At 70.1% G+C, this 10,778-nt stretch carries 11 protein-coding genes and 2 pseudogenes; 3 read left to right on the top strand and 10 right to left on the bottom strand.

Translation table 11 applies throughout. The features are described 5' to 3' along the window. Nucleotides 1-183: pseudogene (locus tag DDE18_RS22175) on the bottom strand (CDP-glycerol glycerophosphotransferase family protein); the annotation flags it as partial. 679 nt (nt 184-862) lie between these two features. On the opposite strand from DDE18_RS22175, the gene DDE18_RS22170 reads away from it, so the two are divergent. Further along, entirely contained in the window at nt 863-1,189 is a 327-nt protein-coding gene (locus tag DDE18_RS22170; protein WP_133241315.1) for a hypothetical protein, read from the top strand. Nucleotides 1,190-1,247: 58 nt separating this feature from the next. Here the strand turns inward: DDE18_RS22170 and DDE18_RS22165 are convergent, their stop codons facing one another. From DDE18_RS22165 to DDE18_RS24145, 4 genes and pseudogenes are all read right to left on the bottom strand, one after another. Next, a complete protein-coding gene (locus DDE18_RS22165) occupies nt 1,248-2,021 on the bottom strand; it encodes a helix-turn-helix domain-containing protein (RefSeq protein ID WP_342748981.1) in 774 nt (257 codons plus the stop codon). 301 nt (nt 2,022-2,322) lie between these two features. Next, entirely contained in the window at nt 2,323-2,562 is a 240-nt protein-coding gene (locus tag DDE18_RS22695; protein WP_133241313.1) for a hypothetical protein, read from the bottom strand. A gap of 371 nt (nt 2,563-2,933) precedes the next feature. Next, nucleotides 2,934-3,500 (bottom strand): MBL fold metallo-hydrolase, encoded by a 567-nt coding sequence (locus tag DDE18_RS24150; protein WP_281258432.1) that lies wholly within the window; start codon nt 3,498-3,500, stop codon nt 2,934-2,936. Between the two features lie 173 nt (nt 3,501-3,673). After that, nucleotides 3,674-3,874 (bottom strand): annotated as a pseudogene (locus tag DDE18_RS24145) (MBL fold metallo-hydrolase); the annotation flags it as partial. 388 nt (nt 3,875-4,262) lie between these two features. Between DDE18_RS24145 and DDE18_RS24140 the strand changes: the two are divergent. Both DDE18_RS24140 and DDE18_RS22155 read left to right on the top strand, forming a co-directional pair. Beyond that, a complete protein-coding gene (locus tag DDE18_RS24140) occupies nt 4,263-4,391 on the top strand; it encodes a hypothetical protein (protein WP_281258431.1) in 129 nt (42 codons plus the stop codon). A 349-nt stretch (nt 4,392-4,740) separates the two neighbouring features. Then, nucleotides 4,741-6,768, top strand: a complete 2,028-nt coding sequence (locus DDE18_RS22155; RefSeq protein ID WP_425437593.1) for an MFS transporter — start codon at nt 4,741-4,743, stop codon at nt 6,766-6,768. A 32-nt stretch (nt 6,769-6,800) separates the two neighbouring features. Here the strand turns inward: DDE18_RS22155 and DDE18_RS22150 are convergent, their stop codons facing one another. Genes DDE18_RS22150 through DDE18_RS22130 form a run of 5 tightly spaced genes read right to left on the bottom strand, consistent with a single transcriptional unit; the run spans nt 6,801 to nt 10,752 of the window. Continuing rightward, a complete protein-coding gene (locus DDE18_RS22150) occupies nt 6,801-7,298 on the bottom strand; it encodes a nuclear transport factor 2 family protein (protein WP_116574602.1) in 498 nt (165 codons plus the stop codon). Then, nucleotides 7,298-7,942: a CoA transferase subunit B gene (locus DDE18_RS22145; protein ID WP_116574601.1), complete on the bottom strand. Its 645-nt coding sequence runs from the start codon at nt 7,940-7,942 to the stop codon at nt 7,298-7,300. The genes DDE18_RS22150 and DDE18_RS22145 overlap by 1 nt, the downstream gene beginning before the upstream one ends. Then, a complete protein-coding gene (locus DDE18_RS22140; RefSeq protein ID WP_116574600.1) occupies nt 7,929-8,753 on the bottom strand; it encodes a CoA transferase subunit A in 825 nt (274 codons plus the stop codon). Before DDE18_RS22140 ends, DDE18_RS22145 begins: the two co-directional genes overlap by 14 nt. Next, nucleotides 8,750-9,538: a 3-oxoadipate enol-lactonase gene (gene pcaD, locus DDE18_RS22135; protein ID WP_116574599.1), complete on the bottom strand. Its 789-nt coding sequence runs from the start codon at nt 9,536-9,538 to the stop codon at nt 8,750-8,752. Before pcaD ends, DDE18_RS22140 begins: the two co-directional genes overlap by 4 nt. Continuing rightward, nucleotides 9,535-10,752, bottom strand: a complete 1,218-nt coding sequence (locus DDE18_RS22130; RefSeq protein WP_116574598.1) for an acetyl-CoA C-acetyltransferase — start codon at nt 10,750-10,752, stop codon at nt 9,535-9,537. The genes pcaD and DDE18_RS22130 overlap by 4 nt, the downstream gene beginning before the upstream one ends. Nucleotides 10,753-10,778: the final 26 nt, after the last annotated feature.

Genomic DNA, 10,778 nt, shown 5'->3' with positions numbered 1-10,778 from the left:
GTAGTCGTTGTACTCCGCGTCACCCTCCCAGGTAGGGGCGTACAGGACCGTACGCCGCGAGCTCGGTGCCAGGAGCGGTGTCCGGCGCAGGTCTAGCTGTGGCCGACCGATGCGTACCAGTCGGCCGGCGTCGAACTCCAGCAGCCCGGCGAGGTACCGCTGGACGGCGGCCTCGCCGGCCACGAAGATCCTCGCCCGCCATCGGCGCAGCCATGCGGGCCTCTACCCGCCACAGCCAAATGCACTCAGCGTCCCTCTGCTCTCGCCGGCGACCTATCCCTCTAGCAGCTCAGTGACTAGCGCAAGAACGACCGTGCTCCCCTGCTGTCAGCACGATCTGGCACCGAATCTCCCAGTCGGAAGGAAGCATTGCCGCAGGACGTTGTGAAGTCTCAGGACGTCGGATGGTTGGTGCTTGGTGACTCGAACCAACAACCCTGCGATGCCGCCCCGAGTGCGTTGAGCGGTTGACACTCGTTGACGGCCTCTGCCGGAAAGTGGCGTCTGACCTGGGCAAACGTTGGAACCTGGTGCTGTGGCGTTGGCGATCGTTGACAGCCTTTGACAGAGTTTCTGGCCTGTTTTTGGACACCTCTCGAATGAGCGAGGAGGCGCTCTTCTGACGTGAGTCGCCGCCCGGGCTGGGCAGCGCCTAGGCGAAAAGACCGAGGTGAGCGGGGCTGTGGATGAGCGGCCACGCGCCCGATCGATTTGGAGGAGACTCCCCGGCATGGACGATCACCAGCCCGTCGACGTGCACGCGGAGACGGACCTGACCTTCGGCCCCTGCGGTGACCCGGATTGTCCGACCGGGTCACCGGATCTGGCCTTGCGCGGGTCCATGAGCTCCTACACTCCCCCGGTGCCGCCACCGGTCCCGCCCGTGAGGCTGACCCGTCGGACATCGCGCTTTGCTGAGCTCGCGACGGCGGTCGAGGAGAGGCTGGCGAGCGTCGGCGTGAGCGTGGATCCCGCGGGGGTCGATGAGAGCCTCCGGGGTCGGATCCGCGGCGTCGGCGAGCAGCTGGGCGTCAGTGACCGCACCGCCCTGGGCAACGCCCCCGACGACGTCGCGGACTCGATCGCGCACGAGCTGCTGATCGCGGCATGCGCCCGCGCTGCCCAGCTCGGCCTCGACGCGACGGCGCCCTCGGCGCCGCCGGTGCGACACCTGCGGGTGGTCCGCTGAGCCGCCGCAGGACCGCCTGGCCCGCGGGTCGGCACCGCAACGCTCTCCCCGAAGCTGCCTAGATGCGGTTGCCCACACCGGAGGCGTCGACCTTGGCGTGAAACGCCGCGGCGGCCGAGGCCTGCTCGACATCGACACGGCGCAGCCAAAACCGGCGGCCACGGCGGGTGGCCGGGACCCGCCCGTGGCGGATGCGTTGGCGCACCGAGTTGGCCGTGACGCCGAGGAGGAGTGCCGCGGTGGTCACGTCGAGCCACACCTCGCCATCGTCCGGCGGCGCGGTGCGTTCGCGGAGGGCGTGCTCCTTGGCCAGCCGATCGGCCGCCCGGGCCTGGTCGGCCGCTTTCTGCTGCTCGGCGTGGACGCGGGCCGCGGCCTCCACCGAGGCCGGGGAGAGCGAGACCGCGCGGTTCACCTGGCGCCGGTTGAGATGCCCGGCCGCGAGCAATTTCGCGACCGCGTGGCGACTGCAGCCGATCAGGTCGGCGGCCTCCTGCCAGGACATCCACCGCCGACGTTCCTCACGCAGCCGCAGCACCGACTCCTCGGTGACCCATAGCTGCGCGCCGTGGTGCGTCTCAAGGCTGCCGGCATGGCGGTGCACGGTGGCCGGTGTGACTCCCAGGATTTCGGCGGCCTGCTTGGTCGTGAGCCAACCGTGAGGCCCGGGCGGCTCACGGCCGGCGTCTAACGACGACGACGCAGGCCCCCGACGCCGGCGTTCGAGGCCCCGCTGCTCGCGTGCGACGCGTCGGCGCTCGAGCTCGAGGCGCCGTTCCTCACGCCTCTGCTCGAGCTGGGCCTGGACCTCGCGGTACCACTCCGCCCACACCAGCACCGAGCCGCGGTCCTAGGGTCGGCTGGGTGCCGTGCCGAGGCCGCCGGATGATGCGGCCGACCCGCACCGCGTGCTCGATAGTGGGCACCGGGATGCCAGTCAGCCGGGACGCAGCCTCCCAAGAGATCCAGACGGAGGCGCAGCTCCCCCGCTTGGCGCTCCCCGAGACCGACATGGGGCAATCGTGCACCCATTCCCCAGCGACTCGCCCGCTCGCCCCCGGGGATGCGCGCATCCCGGCCCAGCTGCCCGCAGGTTCGTCCGACTCGCAGGCCGAGTCGGTGCCGGGGGTACCTCAGCGGCCACCGCGAACAATCTGGCGCCGCCGCCCGTTGCGAGCCGTCATCAGCCAGCCACCGATCAGACCGCGGCATGCCGCCCGACGGGCATCGTCGTCGGGAAGGATGACATTCGCGGTCGTGGGCTTTCCGGGCCGCCAATTCATGACCACGAGACTTCCACCTTGCGCCTCGAGCTCGGCTGCCAGCTCAGCCAACAGCCGGTCCGGCGCGAACTCGACAACTTCGACCACCATCGCTCTGCATCCCTTAGCACTCGCTACGACCCATTGCCGTCGCCCGACGCCCCCGGCCCACCATTTTCGAGCCGGCTGCCGGGCGTCGGAATCGGTAGATCGACAGTAAGTCGTACCCATCGGTCACAACAGGTGAGTCGCACCACACCGCCAGAAGGCAATGGCTCTGGCTGCGGTCCGCATCGATCCGCCGCGTCTGTTGCGCGAATCGCCCTCGGCCCGATACAGCGGGCGGTTCAAAGCCCCGGCGCCGACATCATTGACCGATCAAGAACGTGGTTCGCCGGGCGCAGCTTGCCAACGGTCCTCGAGGATCGCCCCTAGGCCGAACCCGAGTCACTGTCTAGGGGTTACTCCGGCCTTGGCGTTGCTCATCCGGTGCGGGTGAACATGACGATGCCCTCCGGCGTCGCCGTCCTCGTGGCACGGCCACGAGCGACCAGCAGTTCGAGGTGCGCCTTGGTCTCCATCGCGGCCATGCCCTGGTTGAACAGGTCGAGTTCTGCGAAGGAGCGCTGGTGTCGCGTCCAGCCCAGTTGCTGGGCCACGTCGACGGCGGTGGCTGGACCGTTCGCGAGGGCGACGAGGCTTTGGCCGAGCCTGTGCTCGTGGTGTTCGAGGAGCTCGTCGACTCGGGCGTGGGACGAGGGGGCCACCGGCCCGTGTGCGGGGAGTATCCGCACATCTGGCAGGGCGCGGACCTTGGTCAGCGAGGCCATGAAGTCACCCAGGGGTTCCGGTGCGGGCGGCACGGTGAAGCCGATCGACGGCGTGATGGTGGGTAACACGTGGTCGCCGGCGAAGAGCAACTCGGCCGACCTGTCGACGAAGACATAATGGCCGGGAGTGTGCCCGGGCGTGTGCACGGCCTCCAGGGTGCGCGTGCCGACCGGGATCGCGTGGTCGCCCTCCAGCCAGGTGTCCGGGTAGCGCCACATCGCCGGATCCGGTAGCTCGCCCTCCCGTTCCACTGTGCGGCGAGGTCGAAGGCGCCGGCACTGACCAAGGCTGAGAAGAATCCACTGCGGCTCGACCTGTCGCCGTCGGTGAGGAAGTCGAGTGCTGGCTTCTCATCGGCCCCGAGCATGACTTCCGCGCCGTACTCCTTCCCGAGCACGGCGGCCATCGTGTAGTGGTCGCGGTGGACGTGGGTGACCAGAAAGCGGCGGATGTCACGAAATCCCGCACCGAGTTGGCGCAGGCAGCGCTCCAGCACCTCGCGCGCCACGTCAATCGCCCAGCCACCATCGACCAGGGTGAGCCCGTCGTCGGTCTCGATGACGTAGACGTTCACGGCCTTCAGACCGTCCATAGGCAACGGCAGCGGGATCCGGTGGATGCCCTCGGCGACATGCCAGGCGCCCTCGGCCGTCCAGTGCTCGTCTGAGTCGGGCGAGACCGCGTACGCAGTGGGCGTGTTGGACAACGTCACGCGAGCGGCACTACGGCTCCGGCCGCCGCGCCGCCGTGATGGAGGTCACCTGCCCACACGGTGGCGAACACCATCGCAAGTGCCGGCAGCCTCGGGTGGCGCCTCCATGACTGGCCTCAGGTCGACCACCCGAGTATCCGCACACCCTCCGGCCATCACGCGCGCAACCTTGGACGCTTCCGCGCATCGCTAGGCTCACGGCACTCTTTAGGAAGGTCTCGATCATGCTCAGTCGCGAGCCCTGCTACTGACCCTGCTCGGCTCGACGGTGCTGGGTATCACCCTGTGGCCAACCGGCTCCGGCCAGCATCAAGTGGCCCTTCTGCTGGCGCTGAAAATTCCGGTGGCGCTCGGCATCCTCCAGGTCACCTCGATGGGCAGCGCGCGCTGCCGGTGATGTTCGCGTTCGGGATCCTGGGCCGGCGCATGGCACGAACCGCCCCGCTGACCCGGACATCGACGACCGGCGAGATGGGTCGAATGGTGTAGGCCCATCGGTGCGAAACGCTCGCCAGAGGGCACCGGTCCGCACCAGCCCGAGCGGGGCCCTCGCATGGGTTGGGCGCCGAGCGCGTTCGACTCAGGAACGAAGCTCGTCACCCCGCCGCGTGTGCGCGGCCGGACGCGCGCCCGTTGAGAGGTGCCGACCGAGTTGCTGCTGGACGGTCGACCTCGTACGCGGACGTCCGGGTCAAAGCACGAGGCTAAGGTCGCCCCATGGGAGTCGACGCGCGGTTGCGCTGCCTGTGACCGCCACGACGACCGCCGTGGAGCCCGAACGCTCGAGTCGCTCGGGTCTGATCGTTGTGGTGTTGGCCCTCTGCGGCACGGCAGTGTCGCTGATGCAAACGCTGGTCGTACCGCTGCTGCCGGACTTCCCTGGGCTGCTGGGCACGAGCTCGGACAACGCCTCCTGGCTGGTGACAGTCACGCTGCTCACCAGCGCGGTGGCTACCCCCATCCTGTCCCGCCTCGCTGACATGCACGGCAAGCGCCGGATGATCGTGGCCTCGCTGCTCGCCCTGCTCGCCGGCTCCCTGCTCGGTGCAGTGAGCGACTCGCTGGCCGTGCTCATCGTCGCCAGGACCCTGCAGGGATTCGCTCCGGCGCTGATCCCGATCGGCATCTCCACGATGCGCGACGAGCTGCCCCCGGAGAAGATCGGCGGCGCGGTCGCGCTGATGAGCGCCACGCTCGGCATCGGCGGCGCAGTGGGACTCCCGCTCTCAGGCGTGATCTACGAGGCGTTCGGCTGGCAGGCGGTGTTCTGGGGCAGCGTGGTGATGTCTGTCGTGATGCTGGCGTTGGTCCTCACCGTGGTGCCAGAGTCAGGAGTGAGGACCCCCGGCCGCTTCGACTGGCTGGGCGCCGTGTTGATGTCCATCGCGTTGACGGCCCTGCTGCTGGGCATCTCCAAAGGCGGCGTCTGGGGCTGGACGTCGCAGTGGACCCTGCTGTCCTTCACCGTGGCCATCCTGGTCTTTGCGCTGTGGGCGCCCTGGGAGCTGCGCACCGGTGAGCCGCTTGTAGACCTGCGCACCTCGACGCGCCGCCCCGTGCTGCTGACCAACATCGCATCGCTGCTGGCCGGCTTCGCGATGTTCGCCAACCTGCTGGTCGCCACCCAACAGCTGCAGATCCCCACCGAGACCGGGGTCGGGTTCGGTCTCGGGGTCACGAACGCGGGACTGGCGATGTTGCCCGGCGGCGTGCTGATGATCGCGATGGCGCCGGTATCCGCGTCGATCACCCGCCGGTTCGGGGCCCGCATCACCCTGGTCGCGGGCCTGTCCATCACGGGCTTCGGGTACGTCGTCCGCGTGCTGCTCGACGGCTCCCTCGTCCAGCTCATGCTGGGGGTCTCGATCGTCTCGGTCGGCATCGCGATGAGCTTTGCGGCGATGCCGGTGCTCATCATGCAGTCGGTGCCGATCAGCGAGACCGCGGCAGCCAACGGGCTCAACACCGTGGTCCGCTCCATCGGTACCTCGACGTGCTCGGCAACCGTGGCCGCGGTGTTGACCGCCGGGATCGTCGCCGGCGGCGCCTATCCCTCCGAAGCGGCGCTGCACTCCATGAGCTGGCTCGCCGCGGTTGCTGCGTTCCTCGGCGCGGGCGTCGGGCTCCTGATCCCGGCTCGCATCGCCCCGGTCCTCGCCGCCCGTCCCGCGGCACCCGGGGAAAGACCGCCGGCTGCGCGCGGCGACGCCGTCCGTCGTGCCGACGTCGGCACCGAGGTCGTCGTACGAGGCCGGGTGCAGCGCACCGACGGCAAGCCGGCGCGCCTGGCGGTGGTCTCCGTACTCGACCGAAGCGGCCGACAGGCGGACTGGGCGCGCGCGGACAACGACGGCCGCTGGTCGGTCGTACTGCCCGGAGCTGGTGAGTACCTCGTCATCTGCGCCGCCGAAGGATGGGCCGCTCGGTCCGAGCTGCGCCAACTCTCGCCGGAGACCGTCTCCGTGCTGGAACTCGACGAGCGACTCACAGTCGCCGGCGTCGTCTCTCGCGGCGGTTGGCCGATCGAGGACGCGCTCGTCGTGCTCACCGACGCCTCGGGCGAGTCCGTGGGCGTGACCAGGACGGACGAGGAAGGCCACTACGAGCTCGGACTGCCGCCGCTGGGTCGCTACGTCCTCACAGCCCTCGACCCGCAAACAGGGGTTGCCGAGTCCGAGGACGTGGTCATCAGCGCCCAACGACGCCGCTTCAATCTCGTGCTCCCCGAGTTGCGCGAGCCCCACGGGTCGGATGTTGCTACGCCCACGATCTGACCCAGGTACCGCCGCGGGCCGGAGCCCGCAAGTCAGCGATAGCGCTCGACGGTGCGAGGGTCCGCGGCCTGCGCGGCGGGCGCGTAGTCGAAGCGACCCGGCGCCCAGCCTTTCTGCGCCGGCGACCAGAAGAAGAAGGTCACCTTGCGTTCCTCGAAACGCCAGTGACCGTCGGCGCAGCGACGCATCCGGTCGGCGTACCTGCCCGCGGCGATGTGCGGCTGGTCATCGACGACACAGGGCTGGTCGAGCCAGGTCTCCCCTGTCGCTCGGTCACCGTCGAGGTCGATGGTCTCGTTGCTGCTGAAGTGCCACCACGCCTTCAGTGAGCCTTCCTGCAGGCCGGCGAAGAAGCGCCTCAGGTCGTCGCGGCCGGTGGCGGTGGACAGGCCGACGAACGAGCCGTCCTCGGTGAAGAGGTCCACAAGGTCGTCCCAGCGTCCGTCGTCGAGGTACTGGCAGTAGCGCGCGCGTAGCTGCGCGATTTCGTGCAGGTCCTCGAGGCGTTGGATGCGGGCTTCGAGGTCCATCACGCCACCTCGGGGAGGTCGAGGAGGGGTGCGTCGGTGGCGGCGGCGAGCTGCTCGCGGGTGACGTCCGGCGCCAGTTCGACGAGCCGGAACCCGTCATCGGCCACGTCGACCACGCCGAGGTCGGTGATGACCCGGTCGACCACGCTCTTGCCGGTCAGCGGGAGGGTGCACTGCGCCAGTAGCTTGGGCTCGCCCTTGCGGGTGAGGTGCTCCATCAGCACGATGACCTTGCGCGCGCCGTTGACGAGGTCCATCGCGCCGCCCATGCCCTTGACCATGGCGCCCGGCACCATCCAGTTGGCAAGGTCGCCCGCCATCGACACCTGCATCCCGCCGAGCACGGCGACGTCGATGTGACCGCCGCGGATCATCGCGAAGCTGGTCGACGACGGGAAGAACGACGCTCCCGGCAGCACGGTGACGGTCTGCTTGCCGGCGTTGATCAGGTCGGGGTCGATCTCGTCCTCGTAGGGGAACAGCCCGACGCCGAGGATGCCGTTCTCCGCGTGCAGCGTGACGCCGGAGTCCTTGGGCAGGTAGTCCGGGATCTTGGTCGGCAGGCCGATCCCGAGGTTGACGTACTCACCGTGCCGGAGCTCGGCGGCCGCGCGCTCGGCCATCTGGTCCCTAGTCCAGGGCATGGTCAGTGGCTCCTCTCGCCGGCGCTCGGGTCGGCTCCTCGGTGGGTCTTTCCCCGCGGGTGGTCCGCTTCTCGATGTCCTTGCGGGTCGCCTGCTCGGGCGTCAGCTCCACGACGCGCTGCACGAACACGCCGGGCAGGTGGACGTCGTCGGGGGCGATCTCGCCGACCTCCACGAGCCGCTCCGCCTCGACGAGGGTGATCCGGCCCGCCATGGCTGCATCCGGGTTGAAGTTGCGGGCGGAGGCGTGGAAGACGCAGTTGCCGGCCCGGTCTGCGACCGCGGCCCGGACCAGGGCGACGTCGGTGACGATGGACTCCTCCAGGACCATCTTCTTGCCGTGGAAGACGCGCACTTCCTTGGGCTGTGAGGCCAGGGCGACAGTGCCGTCGGGGTGGTAGCGCCAAGGCAGTCCACCCTCGGCGACCGGAGTGCCGACGCCGGTCGGGGTGTAGAAGGCGCCCAGTCCCGCCCCGCCCGCGCGCATCCGCTCCGCGAGCGTGCCCTGGGGGGTCAGCTCGACCGTGAGCTCACCGGCAAGGTACTGCCGGGCGAACTCCTTGTTCTCCCCCACGTAGGAGGCGATCACCCGGTCGATGCGGCCCTGCTCGAGGAGCAGGCCGAGCCCGGCGCCGTCGACACCACAGTTGTTGGAGACCACCGTCAGCCCCGTGGCCCCTTGGTCCAGCAGCGCCTCGATGAGGATCCACGGGATTCCCGCGAGCCCGAAGCCGCCCACGGCAAGCCTGGCGCCGTCCGGGATGTCGGCGACCGCCTCCGCTGCGCTGGGGACGACCTTGTCGACGCTCATGACGCGCTCCCTCGCAGGTGCTTGATGATGGCCGCGGTGACGATGCCAGGCTGCTGCGCGTTCGCGAGGTGGGCCGAGTCGGGTACCACGAGCAGTCGGCCGTGCTGGACCGCGGAGGCGATCGCCTCCAGGTCCGGCGGCGGCGTCGCGGGGTCGTCGGCCCCGGCGATGGCCAGGGTGGGTGCGGTGATCGAGGGCAGGTCCTCGCGCAGGTCCATGGCCGCGATGACCTCGCAGCAGCCGGCGTATCCCTCGGCCGGCGTGCCGGCAACGGTGGCCTCGCTGCTGGCCTTGACGTCAGGGTTGGCCTCGAGGAAGCCGGGGGTGAACCAGCGGGCCACGACCGCCTCCGCCACGGCCTTCGTGCCGTCCGCGCGCACGGTGGCCGCGCGGTCGTGCCAGCCCGAGGCCGGGGTCAGGTGCGCACCCGTGCAGAGCACCACCAGGCCCTCGACCCGCTCGGGGTTGCGCGCGGCAAGCCGCATGCCTGTCATGCCGCCGAGCGACAGCCCGACGAAGTGGGCTCGCTCGACGCCGAGCTGGTCGAGCAGGGCGACCACGTCGTCGGCCAGGTCATCGATGGAGTAGGGGCCCGGGGGCACGGGAGAGTCACCGTGGCCGCGGGTGTCGTAGCGCACGACCCGGAACTGCTCCTCCAGCGCGGGCAGATTGGCATCCCACATCCGGTGGGTGGCGCCGAGCGAGTTGGACAGGACCACCACGTGGCCGTCGGTGCGGCCGGTGACGACGTGGTGGACCTGCACGGGAGCATTCGTGTGACTCATGCCGTCACCCGCTCGAAGACCGCTGCGAGGCCCTGGCCGCCGCCGATGCACATCGTCTCGAGGCCATAGCGGCTCCCGCGGCGGTGCATCTCGTGGGCCATGGTGGCCAGGATCCTGCCGCCGGTGGCACCGACGGGGTGGCCCAGCGAGATCCCGGAGCCGTTGGGGTTGAGCCGCTCGTCGGCTGGGTCGACCTTCCACTCGCGCAGGCAAGCGATCACCTGGGCGGCGAAGGCCTCGTTGAGCTCGATCACGTCGACCTCGTCGAGGGTCAGGCCCGCGCGGTCCAGAGCGGCCGCGGTGGCGGGGACGGGGCCGATGCCCATCACCTCGGGTCCAACGCCGGCGACGGCCCAGGAGCGCAGGGCCAGCAGCGGCCGCAGGCCCCGCTTCTCCGCCTCGGGGCGAGTAGTGACGACGCACATCGCGGCGCCGTCGTTCTGGCCGCTGGCATTGCCGGCGGTCACCGTCGACTCGGGGTCGAGCTTCTGGCGCACCGGTCGGAGTGCAGCGAGGTCCTCGAGGGTGGTCCCGGGACGGGGGTGCTCGTCGCGGTCGACCACGGTGTCGGGCTTGCCGCGACGACCGGGGACCGTCACCGGCACGAGCTCGTCGACGAAGCGGCCCTCCTCGTGCGCGGCGACCGCCCGCTGCTGGGAACGCACGGCGAACTCGTCCTGCTCCTCACGGGAGATTGAGTACTCGCGGCGCAGGTTCTCGGCCGTCTCGAGCATGCCGCCCGGCACCGGGTGGTCCTTGCCGCCGGCGGTCTCGCGGGCCCGGACCAGGCGGTCCATCAGCTCGATGGTGCCGCCGCCCACGCCGGTGCGCAGCCCAACCGCGTAGTGCTCGACATTGGACATCGACTCCGCTCCCCCGGCCACGACCACCTTCGCCGCGCCCGTGGCGACCTGGCCGGCGGCGTAGAGCACGGCCTGCAGGCCGGAGCCGCAGCGCCGGTCAACCTGGATGCCGGGGACGCCGGTCCCCAGGCCGGCGTCGAGGGCAGCGATCCGGCCGATGGCCGGCGCCTCACCGCTGGGGTAGCACTGGCCGAGCACGACGTCGTCGACGTCGCCCTCGCCCAGGCCGGTACGGCGCACCAGTTCGCGCAGGGTGTGCGCAGCCAGGTCCACCGCGCTCAGCGACGCGAACGCGCCGCCATACCTGCCGACCGGCGTCCGGATGGGTTCACAGATGACGATGTCGTCCATGGTCCGAATGTAGGTGCGGTCACCTG

It is taken from the genome of Nocardioides gansuensis (assembly GCF_003076135.1).
Classification (GTDB): domain Bacteria; phylum Actinomycetota; class Actinomycetes; order Propionibacteriales; family Nocardioidaceae; genus Nocardioides; species Nocardioides gansuensis.
Note: the sequence above shows the minus strand (reverse complement) of the source record. Positions and strands in the feature narration are given on the sequence as shown.